15 protein-coding genes and 1 pseudogene are annotated in these 15,070 nt (G+C 58.1%); 8 read left to right on the top strand and 8 right to left on the bottom strand.

Going from position 1 to position 15,070, the window contains the following annotated elements:
* From P0D89_RS45745 to P0D89_RS45725, 5 genes and pseudogenes are all read left to right on the top strand, one after another.
* Positions 1-187: pseudogene (locus P0D89_RS45745) on the top strand (ATP-binding protein); the annotation flags it as partial.
* 1,160 nt (positions 188-1,347) lie between these two features.
* Positions 1,348-2,109 (top strand): hypothetical protein, encoded by a 762-nt coding sequence (locus tag P0D89_RS45740; protein WP_408367176.1) that lies wholly within the window; start codon positions 1,348-1,350, stop codon positions 2,107-2,109.
* 619 nt (positions 2,110-2,728) lie between these two features.
* Positions 2,729-2,983, top strand: coding sequence for a hypothetical protein (locus tag P0D89_RS45735; RefSeq protein ID WP_408367174.1), 255 nt, complete (start codon positions 2,729-2,731; stop codon positions 2,981-2,983).
* Positions 2,984-3,704: 721 nt separating this feature from the next.
* Complete coding sequence (locus P0D89_RS45730) at positions 3,705-4,352, top strand: cysteine hydrolase family protein (protein ID WP_408367172.1); 648 nt, start codon at positions 3,705-3,707, stop codon at positions 4,350-4,352.
* A 198-nt stretch (positions 4,353-4,550) separates the two neighbouring features.
* A complete protein-coding gene (locus tag P0D89_RS45725; protein ID WP_408367170.1) occupies positions 4,551-5,375 on the top strand; it encodes an alpha/beta fold hydrolase in 825 nt (274 codons plus the stop codon).
* Between the two features lie 176 nt (positions 5,376-5,551).
* Here the strand turns inward: P0D89_RS45725 and P0D89_RS45720 are convergent, their stop codons facing one another.
* The 8 genes from P0D89_RS45720 to P0D89_RS45685 all read right to left on the bottom strand — a co-directional run bounded on the left by P0D89_RS45720 (position 5,552) and on the right by P0D89_RS45685 (position 12,793).
* A complete protein-coding gene (locus P0D89_RS45720; RefSeq protein ID WP_408367168.1) occupies positions 5,552-6,550 on the bottom strand; it encodes a class I SAM-dependent methyltransferase in 999 nt (332 codons plus the stop codon).
* 202 nt (positions 6,551-6,752) lie between these two features.
* A complete protein-coding gene (locus P0D89_RS45715; protein ID WP_408367166.1) occupies positions 6,753-8,105 on the bottom strand; it encodes a type IV secretory system conjugative DNA transfer family protein in 1,353 nt (450 codons plus the stop codon).
* Between the two features lie 2 nt (positions 8,106-8,107).
* The gene (locus tag P0D89_RS45710; RefSeq protein WP_408367164.1) at positions 8,108-9,037 is read right to left on the bottom strand and encodes a hypothetical protein; all 930 of its coding nucleotides are present in this window, start codon (positions 9,035-9,037) and stop codon (positions 8,108-8,110) included.
* 31 nt (positions 9,038-9,068) lie between these two features.
* The gene (locus P0D89_RS45705; protein WP_408367162.1) at positions 9,069-9,890 is read right to left on the bottom strand and encodes a hypothetical protein; all 822 of its coding nucleotides are present in this window, start codon (positions 9,888-9,890) and stop codon (positions 9,069-9,071) included.
* A 224-nt stretch (positions 9,891-10,114) separates the two neighbouring features.
* Entirely contained in the window at positions 10,115-10,678 is a 564-nt protein-coding gene (locus tag P0D89_RS45700) for a hypothetical protein (protein WP_408367160.1), read from the bottom strand.
* Between the two features lie 23 nt (positions 10,679-10,701).
* Positions 10,702-11,865: an ROK family protein gene (locus P0D89_RS45695; protein ID WP_408378744.1), complete on the bottom strand. Its 1,164-nt coding sequence runs from the start codon at positions 11,863-11,865 to the stop codon at positions 10,702-10,704.
* An 89-nt stretch (positions 11,866-11,954) separates the two neighbouring features.
* Positions 11,955-12,341, bottom strand: a complete 387-nt coding sequence (locus tag P0D89_RS45690) for a restriction endonuclease (RefSeq protein ID WP_408367156.1) — start codon at positions 12,339-12,341, stop codon at positions 11,955-11,957.
* A 194-nt stretch (positions 12,342-12,535) separates the two neighbouring features.
* On the bottom strand, positions 12,536-12,793 hold the full coding sequence (locus P0D89_RS45685) for a hypothetical protein (protein ID WP_408378741.1): 258 nt from the start codon (positions 12,791-12,793) through the stop codon (positions 12,536-12,538).
* A gap of 459 nt (positions 12,794-13,252) precedes the next feature.
* On the opposite strand from P0D89_RS45685, the gene P0D89_RS45680 reads away from it, so the two are divergent.
* Genes P0D89_RS45680 through P0D89_RS45670 form a run of 3 tightly spaced genes read left to right on the top strand, consistent with a single transcriptional unit; the run spans position 13,253 to position 14,646 of the window.
* Positions 13,253-13,534: a type II toxin-antitoxin system ParD family antitoxin gene (locus tag P0D89_RS45680; RefSeq protein WP_408367152.1), complete on the top strand. Its 282-nt coding sequence runs from the start codon at positions 13,253-13,255 to the stop codon at positions 13,532-13,534.
* On the top strand, positions 13,521-13,820 hold the full coding sequence (locus P0D89_RS45675) for a type II toxin-antitoxin system RelE/ParE family toxin (protein ID WP_408367150.1): 300 nt from the start codon (positions 13,521-13,523) through the stop codon (positions 13,818-13,820). Before P0D89_RS45680 ends, P0D89_RS45675 begins: the two co-directional genes overlap by 14 nt.
* A 58-nt stretch (positions 13,821-13,878) precedes the next feature.
* Positions 13,879-14,646 (top strand): restriction endonuclease, encoded by a 768-nt coding sequence (locus tag P0D89_RS45670; protein ID WP_408367148.1) that lies wholly within the window; start codon positions 13,879-13,881, stop codon positions 14,644-14,646.
* The last annotated feature ends 424 nt before the right edge of the window (positions 14,647-15,070 follow it).

The following is a 15,070-nucleotide window of genomic DNA, read 5'->3' as shown; positions in this document are numbered from 1 at the left end:
GGTGACAACGAATCTGGACTTCGCTGAATGGTCCAGTGTGTTCGGCGACGCGAAGATGACCACGGCATTGCTGGACCGGCTGACGCATCACTGCCACATCCTGGAAACCGGCAACGAAAGCTACCGTTTCCGCCATAGCAGCGCCAGTGCAAAGAAGCGTATCCGCCGCGCGAAGCAGCGCGCAGAGCCGACGGTGCGAGCGCGAACGAATCGGCCTGATCGTCGCTTGCCGCGCAGTGGAAGCCGCTACGGGCTACGCCCTTCGCAGCTTCCACTGCGCAATGCATCCTCATACGAAGGAGGACAACCACTCCGGAAACCCATACACTTATCCACAACCGGTCCTTCTTCAGGCCGGTCTCCACCCCGGCTCAAAGCTCGATCGGCGCGGTGGCTCAAAATTCATTCGGCGCGGACAGTTTCGCAGTTCTACAAGGGACGGGTTGGCTCTATAGAAGGCTTTCGGGAAGGCTTTTTCAAGCGCTTTCGCAAGGGCACGCCGCCGTTATTGCAAAACACAGTCATCCTGCTCGCCGGCGTTCTGGCCGCCATCACGACCATTCGGGAATTCAACGAATACCTGTTCGCGACGCCCGCGATCACCGTCCAGTTCGATTCGCAGACGACCGACTTCGTCAAGCGTAGACCCGTGAGCGTCAAGTTCACGCTGGAAAACGAGACAACGGAAAAAAACGAAGACATCACGATCGCCGCGAAGCTGGTGCAGGATGCGGCCGACGATAAGGAAGCAATTTATGATCGCCCGATTGCGTTGACGGTCTCCGAAACAACCATTGCCGAGCTCAATCCCAAGGAAAAGAAAGACCTCTCGCTCACCTATCCTCCGCCGTCCGTCGACGCGAGGACGAACCCGCTTGCGAGTGGGCGCTATCACGTGGAAGTGTCGGTCACGTCCTACGCCGGGCCGTTTTCGCACAATAGGGGCGTGTCGTCGCGCAAGACGCCCGTGACCATCTGGCCGGACGAGCCGAAAGGGCACATCGTCGGCTCCGCGCCTACGGACCCTATGACGGCCCCGCGAACAGTGAGCGGCATCATCAGATTGGGCGCGCTGAGCACCTCCACGAGAATATGCACCCTGCAGATCGTGGGCTTTCGTGGCCTACCCATGCCGGCATCCGATCTGCCGACGCAAGACCCGCCAAAGTGGACACGCAGCAAGACGAACGGCCCGGAGGTGGACGTGCTCTCCTGGACGTTGCCGCCTAACAAGGGAATGCAGGAACTGTACGTCAACTTCACGTTCGATGCGCCCGCCAACCTCGACTGGACTGCCATCCGCAAGGCGTCGGAACTTTCGTGCTGGCGGCCAAAGGAGCCAATCAAATGAACCGATCGTCCAACTGGCGGCCGTTGGCCGCGCTGCTTGCCGCGCTGGTCAGTGCGGCCGTTCACGGCGACGAGGTGACCGGCAAGGTGCTTGACCTTGGCTTGGGCCGTGGATTGCCGGGCGTCCTGATTTCCATCCGCGATCTCAAGGATCATGAGGTGGCCTCAGGCTCGACGGATGGCGTGGGTGCATATGGCGTTGCGATACCAAAAGGACAAACGCTGCCCATGACGGCCCAATTCAGAAAGCCCAATTTCGTTAATGATCCTACGTTGCTGACGATCAAGCAGACGAAAACCGCGCAAGACTCCGTCTCAATGGTTCAAAGCGAGGGAACGACGGCATACTACAACCGAGCCGTTGCGGAACTGGAGCAGGACACAAGCGCCGCGCAGCGCTGGCAAAAGGCGTGGGCTGTCGCGTCGCTGCCCGACGCCGACCAGCAGTTGGTCAAGGCGCAGCTAGGTGCGAACGGCCACACCGACATTGTGAATGACGTCAACAAAGCCAGACAGACGCAGGAAGTCATCGCCGCAGTCAGCAAGAACGTCAGAGACGGCGGTTTGCCACATGTGGCGGTGCTCCCGAACAATTCCAGCAAGCTGGTCGCCATCGTCCCTGACTCGACCTCCCCTGTCCAGCTCGCGAAGGTTCAGTCCGTACTCAACGATGCGAAAGAAAAGGCGGACGTTCAGGGCCAAGGCGTCTACCTGCTCAAACAAGAGGCCGTTCGGAACAACAGCGCGGCGCTTCGGTAGCGGCGCGGCGGGCGCTTCCGCCGCCGGGCGCGCACAGGCGGCATAACGTAAGCGACCCCCTAGGGTTCGCCCCCGAACGTCCGTTCCACTCCGCAGAGAGCCGCTGGACGTTCGGCACGGCGACGGACCGCTGAGGGTCGCGTGCTGCCGATCGCCGTCAGGTACTGACCGGCCATGAAGAGACGGCCGCGAAGGCCGTCGGCTGACTGAGGTTCGATCGAATGCAGACATCTTCACTGCAGTGATCGGGCCCCCACGCGACCGGCCAGGGTTTCCAATACAGCGGATCTAAACAAAAGAGTACGTGCAGTCGGTCGCACCGCTCGATGCAAGCTACCCAGTCGAGATGTTCGATGTCCGGCGCACAGGGCTGCTACTCTACTCTTGTATTGAGTGCATGACGTCCAATGCCGCAGTGCCTTTGCGCATGGTTGTGCCAGACTACCGCGCTACGCATGAAGGCTGTCGCCATTTCTAGCGCCGAGCTAAAACGTGGTCACCTCGATCCCGAGCCGCGCGAGTGCACTCACCCCGGAGAACTCTAATGAGCAAGAGATCCTCCTCCGACGATGTCGGAGACTCGAATGAAACGACCGAAGCGACGCTGGCCACACTGACAATGCAGATCAACGAGTTCGTCTGCGGAGGGACGCTTGACAGCCGGTGCGCCGCGAAACTGGTCAAACGACTGAAAAAGGAAGCTGACGCCGTCGCTGAAAGCGGCAAGGCAACGAAGACGGGCCAGAAGGAGCTAAAAAAGGCTTTCGGCGCTGTCGATGCAGCACTGTGCGATCACGATGCAAGGCTTCTGGTCACGGCCAACGCGGCGCTGCGGACGACAGACGAGGTGGCCAGTCCCAGGGAGTCGCCGTAAAGTTGGAGCCTCTCCGGCTTAGATCTCCGGCACATGCGTGTTCTCGGAGTGGTAAAACACGCGTGCTCAGACACGCGTGCTCAGCGCTTCACGCCATGGACCGAATTGCCTGTAGGTCGTCGGGGCGGTGGTTCATAAAGAACGAGGGACCACTTCGGCAAATTCCTCGGACGTGGGAATGAGGTGCTCTCCTACCCACGCACCTTGAAAATCTGAGGCTAGTTTGCGTTCACAGCCACCAGGCGGTGGTCTCATGAGGCAGAGGTCGGCCATCTGCCGCCATTCGTTCGCGCGATTGGTCGGTCATTCGGACGTCGGCTTGGCCCGGACAGCGGACCTTAACTGCATGCACCTGTCCGAACGGACGCGCCGCGAAATGAATCGACACCGGCGGAAACGTAACAGTGCTGCCTGCAACTGGAGAGAGCTCGCAGGACTCGTCGCAGCTTTGCTCGGCGGAGAAAAACTGTCGCGGAAATAGCATTCGCATGCCTGATCCCAGCGGCCGCGTTGGCTTCTTCATCATTGGCTTGTTAATAGCATGCACGCGGAGCCAACTCGCGGACTCATCAAGCGCCCCGTCACTCGGCGCCCGCGTGCAAGAACTTGGATGCGCCATCGGACCGTCGTTGCTTTCCAGTCCTCCGTTTCCTAATCTGATCGGAGAGGCTCGGGTCGATGAAAGCCGGAGAGCCGTCATGCACTCTATTGGAGGTCCGAAGTGTCCTTTGATCGAACTGAGACGGCCGTGGTTTTCATCGACCCGCAAGTCGATGTCTTAAGCAAGAGCGGCAAGAACTGGGGCGCGGTGGGAGCAAGCGTGACAGAGAACAAGATGGTAGAAAACATGCTGCGAATCTTCAAGGCGGCAAAGTCCGCAAAGTTTGCGGTCTTTATTTCGCCACGTTACTTTTTCCCGACCGATCGCGCGTGGAAATTCAATGGACCGTTGGAGGCCGATGAGTTCGCTACCGGCACGTTTGCGCGTAGTGGTCAATTGAGTCTGGAAGGATTCGAAGGCTCCGGTGCTGACTGGCTCAACGAATTCAAGCCTTACATCAACGACGGTGAGACGATTGTTGTAAGCCCGCATAAGGTCTTCGGACCGCAGACCAACGATCTCGTCCTTCAACTGCGCAAGCGAGGAGTGAGAAGGGTGGTACTGGGAGGCATGCTTGCCAACATGTGCGTGGAATCACATCTGCGTGATCTGCTCGAACAGGGATTCGAGGTTTATGTTGTTAGCGATGCCACTGCCGGACCGCGACATCCTGTTTGGGGCGACGGATGCAAGGCGGCGATGATCAACTACGCGTTTCTCGCGCACGGCGTGGTGACCACCGACGAGGTTGTGGCTTCAATGGAATGACGCACAAGTAAGATCAGTCGACAGGCGAATAGACTTTCGGCCTCAAAAGCGCATTCGTCCGGTTGGGAGGCCTCAACATGTTTCCCGGAGGACGGACTGCGGACCGCCTATCTACCCCATTGCGATGTCTCATGGCGCACGAATTCGCGCCGGTGGTTCATTTTTCATTGAAAGGTCGCCTTAACAAGGAGAATGACAATGAACACGATCACGATCAAGGACGGCATTCAGATCTTCTATAAGGACTGGGGAACAGGGCAGCCTATAGTTTTCTCGCACGGATGGCCACTGAGCGCCGACGATTGGGACGCCCAGATGATGTTCTTTCTGAACCGCGGCTTCCGTGTCATCGCGCATGACCGTCGGGGTCACGGGCGGTCCACGCAGACGGCCGACGGTCATGATATGGATCACTATGCCGATGATCTCGCGGCCGTTACCGAGCATCTTGACCTTAAAAATGCAGTCCACGTGGGCCACTCAACCGGGGGCGGTGAGGTCGTTCGCTATCTCGCGCGTCACGGCGAGAGTCGCGTAACCAAGGCGGTGCTGATCAGCGCTGTGCCACCGCTCATGGTGAAGACAGCTAACAACCCGGAAGGTCTTCCCAAGGATGTTTTTGACGGATTTCAGGCGCAGGTTGCCAACAACCGCTCACAGTTTTACCGGGATGTTGCTGCCGGGCCGTTCTACGGTTATAACCGGCCAGGGGCCAAACCGTCCGAAGGCGTGATCATGAACTGGTGGCGTCAGGGAATGGAGGGCGGGGCCAAAGCGCACTACGACGGGATCGTGGCCTTTTCCCAGACGGATTTCACGGAAGATCTCAAGAAGATCACAGTTCCGACGTTAGTGATGCACGGCGACGATGATCAAATCGTACCTTATGCCGACTCTGCGCCATTGACCGAGAAATTGTTGCAGAACGGCACCTTGAAAACCTATAATGGCTTCCCGCATGGCATGCCCACCACGCAAGCCGATACGATCAATGCGGATCTCCTAGCATTCATCAATTCCTGAATCGTCAGGCATCCCGGTGCGCTGGAGCGAGTAGACGACTGATCTACCTCGACGGCCGTTGCCTTGAATTCGGTTCGGCCGTCCGCTAGGGGTCGGGTTGAGCCGGCCACAGTAATAAATGCGACTGCGGGCCTCGTCCATCCATCGGCGTGGCCGTCCAGAGTCGGCGCCGCCGGTCAGGCCTGCGCCTGGAAAACCAGATTGAACGGCGTCTGCGTTGCGCGCCTGAAGCGGGTGAAGCCACCCGCGATCACGACTTCCCTGAGCCGTGCTTCGCCGGCTTGAGCGCCCAACGCCTTTCTGCCTTCCTGGGACAACGATGCTCCCGTGCAGATCATCGTGGACGCCGAATAAAACACGCGCCCGACAGGATTCAGATTGTCTTCCAGCCGGTCGTGCGCGAACGGCTCGACGATCATCCACGAGCCATCGGGTTTTAGTGAGTGCAATACGTGTGCAGCAGCGCCCGTCGGGTCGCCCATGTCATGAAGGCAATCGAAGAACGCGACGAGGTCGTAGCCGGTTCCGGGGTATTGCTGTGCGCTGGCCACTTCGAACGTGACGCGATCGCCGACGTCCGCTTCATGGGCCAACTCTCGCGCTCTCTGGATGGACGGCTCATGATAGTCAAAGCCGACAAATGTCGCACCTGGATAGGCCTGCGCCAGCAGAATCGTGGATGCGCCGTGGCCGCAGCCAACGTCGGCGACTTTCGCGCCATGTCCCTTGAGAATCGATTCGACACCGTCGAGCGCGGGAATCCACTCGTCGACCAGATGCGCCGCATAGCCCGGACGGAAGAACCGCTCGGTGCCCTTGAACAGCGACGGATGATGTTGATGCCATCCGACTCCGAGGCCCGTACGGAAGGCTGCTTCGAGTTTAGGCAAGCTGCGAAACATCGCTTCAGCGCAGTCGCAGAAGCCCGGGATGAAAGTCGGGCTTGTCTCGTCGGCAAAGCACATCGCCATTTCGTTTTCGAGCCGGTATTGGGCGGTCGCCGCGTCGTAACTGACGAAGCCCGACGCGGTCTGCGCAGCCAGCCATTCGCGCACGTATCGTTCGGCAAGACCCGCGCGTTCGGCGAGCTGTTCCGACGTCATCCAGCCCTGTTCGGTCATCGCCTTATACAGGCCGAGCCGGTCGCCCAGCGCGATGAGCGGCGCCGATTCCATAGAGCGCTTAACCCCGTAGCCGCCAATGTCTGGCTCTACGCGCAATCCAACCATGCGTGCGCGGAAGGTGGCATCTGGGAAGGGTCGTTCAGCGACATTCGAAACGACGCCAAGACGCCGAGCGTTCGAAAAAGTCCGAAGCATGAAGGCACCCCTAGCCAAGAGAACAAGACGGGCGCCAGCGTGCCCGAAGCTAGGGGCCTTAAGCGCCCGGATCGAGCGCGCAGATGCTTTTAAGGTGCGGGAGCGCAGTAGGGTAGGGCAAATAACTGCGGCCCGTCCCTTTGATTTTATGCGAGAAAAACACGTTATAGCCGTCATCCATGTTGCGAAGGTCTTGCGGCAGCATCAACGGCATCTGGATTTGTGAAAGATTCAGGCTCTCGCTCCCACCCTGGCCGAGGTTCCGGCTCTCGCCGATTGCCCTCGCGATCCTGGTTGTTTGTCCGGTAAGTTGTGACAGGTGGCTCGCGGTCACCACATCTTGCGGCGCGAAGGAATTCAGGACGCCGGCATTGCTGAGGAAGCTTTCCCAGCGCTCCCTATAAATCGCCTTGGCCTGCGCCAGATCTTGGAATATCGCCCACAACTTGATCCCATAGCCGCGCATCATCGCAAGGTTGTTTTCAATGATGCCAAGATGCCCGAGCTGCGCAAACTCATCGAGCATGAACAACACCGGTACCTTGGCTTTGCGCGTGTCCTTCATCAAGGATTGCAGCACCGCTGCGATCATGAGCCGGAGCCAAGTGCTGTGCGTCCCGAGCCGCCGCGCCGGCAGGATCAAATAAACAGTGGTCGGCCGCTCTTTCATTGTCGAAAAATTGAAAGCCCCGCGCGACAGGTCGGCCTTTACCGGCCGGCTGTCGAGCCAGCGGGTTTGTGTCAGGGCCGTCGAAACGACGCTGTTCAGTTCCTTGTTATCGGGATCGATCTCGGCAAAGCGGCCGGCCTTCGTTACCAGCTCCTCGCAATCGTGCTCGATGCCGGCATTCATCATTTGGTTGACGGCATGGCGAAAGTCAGTCGTCGGTTTTCCAAGAATCGCTCGCAGATCACCGAGCGATCCTGTGCCTGGCATGGTGAGGCGAACATACATGATGATTGCCGTCACCAAGTCTTGTGCGGACTGGGAAAAATGGGGATCCTTTCCCTCGATCCTAACCATTGCTTCGCCTAGGTTCTGCGCGTCATCGGGAAAATCGTCGCTTGTCGGATCGAGAGCCGCGACCGGGTTGAAGCCGTCGCTGCCGAGTCCGAGCGCGTCAAAAGGGTTCAGGCGGACTATGTGACCGCCATGGGCCGCGCGATGACGGCTTGTCATTCGGTCCAATTCGCCCTTAGGATCCACGACCAGCATCGACCAGCCGGTGAGATCGACGAGATTAGGAAGCAACAAACGCCGGCTTTTGCCCGAGCCGTTTGGGCCTACCGTGACGATGTGGCGATCGCCGACATACCGCACCTTCGGTGCATCGGGATGCCATTGCGGCATGCCTTCCGTCGTCGCACTCGGGTAGCCGAAATAAATGCCGCCGTTTTCGCCCCAGTTCATAGTTACCTCCCGTTCTTGCCGCCGCCCATTTGCCAAACAACGTCGTCCGTCTCTTCAAAGCGCGCGTCGCCGTGCGGCATTTCATCCTTGAGCAGTTCCGGGCTGATGCGTTTAACCGGCCCGTCCATCACTTTCGCGCCGGGGATAAACTGCGCGCCATCTTGGTAGGCAAACAGATAAATCAGATCCGTTGCCGCCTTGGCGACCAGCGCCGGCAGGACAACGTAAGTCAGAGCCGCGCCAAGATATTCCGAGTAGCCATACACGGCAGAGCGCGCGAACACCGCTCCCGCCAGCAGAATCCAGCAGATGAACATCGGCACGCGCTGCTTGCGCCCGTAATCCAGCTCCTCGACACCGCGCTGTTCCCGTGTCGCCAGGTTGACGAGGCCGGAGCCATCGCCGCGACGATAAGCCGACCGGAACGCCTGATTGCCGCCTGTCTCCGCTCCCGCCCATTCCATGCCCTTCGCTTCGAGCAAGAGCCAGCGCAGCAGATTCGACAGGCCGGAGACGAAGGCGAGTAACGACAACAGGGCGACCAGACCGCCAAACGCCAAGGCCAGATACAGGACATCGGTTGCCGTACGGCTCGCCCACACGACCAGCTCAAAGAAGTAGAACAGGCCCAGCGCGCCGAAGAACGTCTTCTTTGAACCCTCGTAATAGGAGCTGATTTTCTGGCCCGTATTGAAGGCATTGCCGCGCCGAGTGCGGCCATAGATCCCCGCGAGTGCCAAGAGGACGGCGAGGCCGATGAGCGGGAGTGCTGCATACCCCGCGACCATCCTGCGGCCCTGTACGTCCTCAATCCAGCCGGCACACCAGGTTATATCCCGACATGCGCCGTCGAACATCCAGTGCATGCCGAGAAACCATCCGCCCGCGGCAAAAGCGAGAAGCGTGAAGCTCACCACCTTAAAGGTTTTCATGTCTGGTATCCGCTTGTGGTCAGGGAGACGACTAGCAACGATGTGAGATGTGCTTGGTTCCCGAGATGGAACCGACAGACCCGCCGTTGAAAACGCCGGGTTTCCCACATGCTCCGCAAATGCATGTAGCTGCCGCGCCGCGCGTGAGCACCACCGAGCTTCCGCAGCTCATTTCCCCGCAGAAACATTGGAACCAGTCCATAGCAGCACCGGCTATCGAACCGTGGTGGCATAGCGGGCATTGCCATCCACCCCAGAAGAATTCGTCTAACGAACGCAGCGCTTTTCTGCCTTCCGAGATCCGGACACCGTTCTGACTTGCGAGATGCAAAAAGCTCTGTGAATCAACGTTGTCGACGAGCCGATACGGATCGCCTAGGCGGGTGCGCGCAAATGTCTGCGTGGCAGCCCGCCGGAAGTGTGAACAGTGAACGGTAAGCACCTGGATTTCGGCGACGTCTGGGGTCGTGTCAATCATTGGCACGACTTCGCCAAACTGGTGTTCCTGTTTGAACCAGCCGGGCAGGGTGATCGCCGCATCTTTACTGCGCGGAATAGCCAAATCTTGCTTTACCGCGGTGACGACACGCCTTAGGCCAACGAAGGGTCGACGGGCAGGGAGGCTGTCGTGACGTGCAGGCGCGTTATCACGGCGAACGGCAGGAACGTCTTCGCGGCGCGCCGGCTCGCTATCGCGCCGCACCGTCGGAACATACGCGGCCAACAGCTGGCGCGCGCGCGACCATTTAAATTCAAAGTGGCACACCGGGCACTTGAGCTTTTGGCCTTCGAGCGGCGTCGTCTGAAGAACGATTTGTTTCGGGCAGTTAGGGCAGCGGAACGATGCAGGCATGAGGGCTCTCCTCGGTGCAGCGCGTTATGGCCCGATAGGTAATCGGGGCGGGTTTCCGTCTCGTGCTTTTGGCAACGATCCGGAACTACGTAATGCAAATTTCCGAAGCTGCTTAATGATCCTTTCCAGAGCGTTGGGGGCGTGCCTGTTACGTGCTGGCATACGTGCTAGCACGTTAGACAAACAGTAATGCGCGGATCTCGCTGCGTCAACATTCAGGAACGTTAATGCGGGTTTACACTCTGAAGCGCTGCACGAAGGCGCGCGTTCTCTTCTTCAAGTTCTACCGCTCGGCGAGATCGTTGGGGCGGACGTTGGCCGGTAGCCAGTATCTCTCTGCCTTTCGCAACAAGTTCCGGATTAGCGGCAACGTGTTCGGCAATCAGCTTGCTCACGTAGTCTGTAACGCCGTAATCTACCGCAGCGGCGATTGCGGTGAGATCAGCGACTTGGACTTTGGATAGGTAGCCCACCATACCCTTTAGTCCTGCGCGCTTCGGCACGGGTTGAGTTTTACGCTTGGCGACTTCACCGGCGGCCTGCTTTGCCTTCCTCTTCACCTGATCGGACACGTTGCCATTCCCTGCTTGTTGCTCCTCAGGGATATAGAAGTCTTCATGCCCAGGCGGCAAGCGGTTTTTTACTTTCACCGCGCCGTCGGGGCTAGACCCTTCCCAATCCTCAGGATTTTGAGGCTCTTCCCCTATGGGCTGGTAAGCGTGTTGCTCAGGAAAGTTCGAGGTTTCCTGCTCTCGGGTGGTCTTTGTAACCGGCTTGGTTTGGGCCATCGGATCGCTCCATGAGGTTAGGGTCAGCGGACAATGACAAGATTGGGGCGAGTCGTTTCCCCGGGTTTAGCCTTTGCTCGCAACACAGCTATTGCGAGCGCACCCTGTACCTCGATTGTATCTTTCTCCGATTTAGCCGCGTGGCCTGCCACTACGTGGCGGGTTACTCCCGTGGAAGTCAGTTCGTCGCGTTGTGGATAGTTGTTCGCAAACTTCACCATCTTTTGCCGTACTGCACTGATCACTTGTGACCTCGCCATCCGGCCGCCGATCACGATGTGCTTCGGTGCCAGAAGTGACATGTGGTACGCGAGCTGAGAAACATAGTGTGAGATCAAGTCAACGCCGTCGCCGCCGGCCGCGGCAGGTCGTCCGTCTTCACCCAGAACATAATCCAGCAGTGCGTTATCAAGTGCTTGCCCGCATAGCTCTTGCGCTTGCAGCTCGTCGAGCCGTCGCTTCCAGCCGTTGAACACCGGGCTTCGTGTGTCAACGATGCGCGCATATAAGCTATGTGCCGCGATCATGCCTTCGTAGCACCGATCATGAAAGGGGCACACGCCCTTGAAACCGGCCTCATAGTCGAGCTTATGGAGAAGAGCGAGACCATGACCCGCTTCTGGGTGTGCTTTGGCGCTGACCGCCGTGCCGTCATAGCTGTCTTGCACGATGCCGACATTGATCCCGTTATGAACTTTGAGATAGATGAAATCGGGTTTTTCGTCTTTGCGCCGGCTGTCCTCGAAGGCCGCACATGCCGTGGCATCGTTGACGACAAACACACGGCCCCTGAATTTTGCCCGGTCGGGCGCAGACCATGTTTTGCCCTCTGCCTTAATCAGGCCCTGGGCAATCCCGCATAGCTCTTCGGCGAAGTCGAAATACGGCGTCTCAGCTGCGGTCGAATTCCAGAGGGGGATTTGCAGCAGTGACCGGTGATCCTTGACCACGCCGGGAACGCTAACAACGACAGATCCGATGCGGTTGAACAGGGCAACGGGGCTGGCCGCAAGCGACCTGACCAGCTTACGGAAGAGTTCGTCGATCAGCCGATGAATCTCGGCGCAGTAGTCGGTGTCTTCCGGGATCGTCAGTGAGAATTTTGTAGGCTTTCCCAGACCCGACAAATCCCGATACATAAAGTCAACGCGATCTTCGATAGCAACGGCGATAACAGCTTCTTCCATGGTCCATCTCCTTCGCGATACGGCAGGCCGGGGCAGGGGTGTCTCTCGGGCATAAAGCTGGAAAATGCGCTGCGCAGCCGCACGCTAAATCATAATCCGCGCGGACTTGTTGAGGCTTGCTTTGGCGTTGCAACGGGTTGCCGTTGGCTCTTCATGCGGAGCAATTCTTGCCCGTCGATCAGGCGCACGGGCAAGCGGGCGGCGTCTTTTTTGGCCTCATAGGTGAACCGGCCAATTGTCACGACAATGGCGGCTTCCGCCTTCTCACGCAGCGCCACGCCCGCCATTTCCCGGATGACTTGCACCCCAACACTGCTGTTTCGATAGTGCTTGCACTGGACGACGTATTTACGTCCGGCTTTGCTCAAAGTGAGGTCCGTTCCACCGTCGCGGCCCTCCTTCTTTCGTTCCGTTACACGGTAACCCTCGTCCCGTAACAGCTCACCTGTCCAGCGTTCAAAGTCGCCCCACGACATGGACCGGAGTGCCCGCATATCGGCTTGCCGTTTGAACCATTGGCGCCTGCGGTATCGCCTGATCGCGAAACCGAGCGCCCACCATGCGCAAGCCAGTGCGGCGATGAAGATCCAGAGCTTAACGACATCGGATGGGGTGAATTGCGGAAGGATGGGGAGCCTGAATGGGACCTAGCGCAGCTCGCACGGCCGCTTCAATTCATTTTTATTTTTCGTTTTTCTTGCTGCCTTGCCAAGGCTTTTAGGAAGAACTCCTTAATATCCTCTTCATCCAAATAATCAAGCTTCCTGTCGATACAAGCTTCCAACAAGGCGTCGCTTAAACAAACATTGTCGGCAGAGTGATACCGCGAGGCCCACTTTTCCAAGTCCTGCCGCATCAAGTCCGTGCGGGTACGGCATCGGGCCCTAAACTCCTCGACCTTAGCTTTTAATTCATCATCCATGTCCATTCCCAACTTCCCAACCCTACGACTCGATCTCTCTGCTGTACTTGAATTTTTCAAACACCGGAAGAAGCTTTTTCAAGGCTTGCCTTTTCAGGAAAGTAGGGCCTGCGGCCTCTTGCTGCAAGGGGGAGCGCCGTGCCGGTTTTGGCTCCCCCACGCGCCTGCTGCGCGCAGCGCGGTGCCCCCAAAAATGTTGCGAGCAACATCGCCACCCGTGCACCAATTCACCGCTCATTGGCGCGGGCCTAGCAGGGTTGCAGATGCAACCCTCATTACAAAAAGACAGGCCCAAACCATGACAGACGACGCCAACACGGCAACGATTACAGCCCTCAGCGGACGAACGGCTTTCCTATTAGCTTTCTACTCTACTTTCCGGCAAGCGCCACTGTTTTCTTGCAATGAATACGCAAATAATGTACAAAGATTGTGTGACGTTTGCTCTATTATGGAGGATTAGCCATGAACATCAACTTTGCGCCCGTCGATGAACAATTCATCAAGCAAAACGTGGAAAACGGCGTTTACAGCAATGCGAACGAGCTGGTTCGGGATGCCGTGCGCCGCTTGCGTGAAGCCGATGAGCGCCGCGCCGAATTGTTCGCCGCCTTGCAAATGGGCGAAGACGACATCGCCGCCGGACGTACCCGCACATATACACGCGGTTTCGTGCAGTCTTTGCATGAGCGCGTCTTGAGCCGGGCCGCCGCCGGAGAAAAGCCGAAATCAGATGTCGCTCCATAATTTCCGGGTCGAGCTTTCGGACGAGGCGAAGGCCGACACCGAAGACATTCTCCTCTACACGCTTTTAACGTGGGGCCTGCAGCAAATGCAGAACTACAGCGACATGCTTGACCGCACGCTCGCGACCATTCAAGAAAACCCCCATATAGGCCGTCCGCATGTGATCGAGGCCTATCGGTGCTTTCCGGCTGGAGAGCATCTGATTTTGTACCGCGTTGAGAACAAGACCGTGTTCGTCGTGCGTATCCTGCATAGCCGCATGGACCTGCCGCGGCATCTCGAATAAAGCGGGCCGGGGCAACAAACGGCTTGAAGCGCAGGGGGCCAGCCTCTAGCATCGGCCCATGATGACCCCAGCTTCACCAGACTTTGCCCGCGCGGCCGACCAATTGCGCCAAGAGGAATTTGCCCGCCTGAGTCGCGCGATTGTGCCGACCGTGGAATCTCTGCGGCTATTGCACGGACCGGAATTGCGCGGCTTGGTCGTCAGCGTGCTCGACCGCAGCGGTTATGAAGTGCAAACGGCCCCTGATGCCGGAAATTTAGTCACGACGAAGGATGAGAAAAAATATCTGGTCGCCATCGCGCCGAGGAACAGCTCAGCATCGATCCCGGTCAGGGATTTGATGCGCCTGCATGATGCTGTCATAGAGGCCAACGCGGCTGAAGGGTTTTTCGTGACGACGCGCGGGTTCACTCCAGACGCCGAGGCCTATGCCGCGACCGCGCCGCTTAAATTGATGGACGGCCGGAAACTCGTCATCTCGATCCAGCGCAGTATGCAAGGCATCACAATGCCCGACACCTACCGGGCGATGTGCCGTCAATGTGGGAACATCGTAAGTCATCACCTCGACCGCGCCGAGGCCCGTACCTGCAGTAACGGGCATGTCGTCGCGCCGACCATAGCCCAAGCGGTGCTGATCGGCCGGAAGCAGGAAGGGGGTTCCCTTGGCAGCCCCTACACGGAGCCCCGTCCATACAGCCGGCGCGAAGTCAGAGCGCATAACGCCAAATACGAATCGAGCAAGCGAAAGACGAAATCCAAAAAGCGCACGGCCAAAGCTCAGATCGATGTCGATCCTGAATTCGACGCGGATCCGTCGCCCTGATTCCGAACTCGCCTCCGACCTGTTGCCCCAAAACCGTGCGAGGTGAGTATCGTCTGGATGCGAGCCCTGATGCAAAGGCTCTCGCAGAGAAGAGGTTTGTTTTCAACGATCGGTCGTGGATTTTTGAGAATAATTGGCCATAATCCGCCTGAAGGATGTCACGATTGCCGCCAGAAGCGCTTTTGACATTACGGAAATTGTGCTAATTATTCGTCTCTCGGCATCGGGTGACAGAGCTCTTATAAAAATGGCATAACGACACGTATGAAAAACGCAGCATCAGGTTTTATGTCAACTGCTGAACGTCTTGGCTAATTCGCGGGTGCCGTCGCTTCAGTGTCGTTGTCCAGTTCTCACCGTTACTTGATGCGACCGACCCGACTTAGATTAGAACCTTTAACAAAATGAACGAAGGGGCTGTTTA

Source organism: Paraburkholderia sp. RL18-085-BIA-A (assembly GCF_046027075.1).
Lineage (GTDB): Bacteria > Pseudomonadota > Gammaproteobacteria > Burkholderiales > Burkholderiaceae > Paraburkholderia.
This window is presented reverse-complemented; position numbering and strand designations above follow the sequence as displayed.

Excerpts from the sequence above, each read along its gene's own strand:
- P0D89_RS45675 (WP_408367150.1), top strand. The coding sequence starts at position 13,521 with ATGTCGCTCCATAATTTCCGGGTCGAGCTTTCGGACGAGGCGAAGGCC.
- P0D89_RS45695 (WP_408378744.1), bottom strand. The coding sequence starts at position 11,865 with ATGGAAGAAGCTGTTATCGCCGTTGCTATCGAAGATCGCGTTGACTTT.
- P0D89_RS45705 (WP_408367162.1), bottom strand. The coding sequence starts at position 9,890 with ATGCCTGCATCGTTCCGCTGCCCTAACTGCCCGAAACAAATCGTTCTT.
- P0D89_RS45710 (WP_408367164.1), bottom strand. The coding sequence starts at position 9,037 with ATGAAAACCTTTAAGGTGGTGAGCTTCACGCTTCTCGCTTTTGCCGCG.
- P0D89_RS45715 (WP_408367166.1), bottom strand. The coding sequence starts at position 8,105 with ATGAACTGGGGCGAAAACGGCGGCATTTATTTCGGCTACCCGAGTGCG.
- P0D89_RS45740 (WP_408367176.1), top strand. The coding sequence starts at position 1,348 with ATGAACCGATCGTCCAACTGGCGGCCGTTGGCCGCGCTGCTTGCCGCG.
- P0D89_RS45680 (WP_408367152.1), top strand. The coding sequence starts at position 13,253 with ATGAACATCAACTTTGCGCCCGTCGATGAACAATTCATCAAGCAAAAC.
- P0D89_RS45700 (WP_408367160.1), bottom strand. The coding sequence starts at position 10,678 with ATGGCCCAAACCAAGCCGGTTACAAAGACCACCCGAGAGCAGGAAACC.
- P0D89_RS45690 (WP_408367156.1), bottom strand. The coding sequence starts at position 12,341 with ATGTCGTGGGGCGACTTTGAACGCTGGACAGGTGAGCTGTTACGGGAC.
- P0D89_RS45685 (WP_408378741.1), bottom strand. The coding sequence starts at position 12,793 with ATGGACATGGATGATGAATTAAAAGCTAAGGTCGAGGAGTTTAGGGCC.
- P0D89_RS45735 (WP_408367174.1), top strand. The coding sequence starts at position 2,729 with ATGCAGATCAACGAGTTCGTCTGCGGAGGGACGCTTGACAGCCGGTGC.
- P0D89_RS45720 (WP_408367168.1), bottom strand. The coding sequence starts at position 6,550 with ATGGAATCGGCGCCGCTCATCGCGCTGGGCGACCGGCTCGGCCTGTAT.
- P0D89_RS45670 (WP_408367148.1), top strand. The coding sequence starts at position 13,879 with ATGATGACCCCAGCTTCACCAGACTTTGCCCGCGCGGCCGACCAATTG.
- P0D89_RS45725 (WP_408367170.1), top strand. The coding sequence starts at position 4,551 with ATGAACACGATCACGATCAAGGACGGCATTCAGATCTTCTATAAGGAC.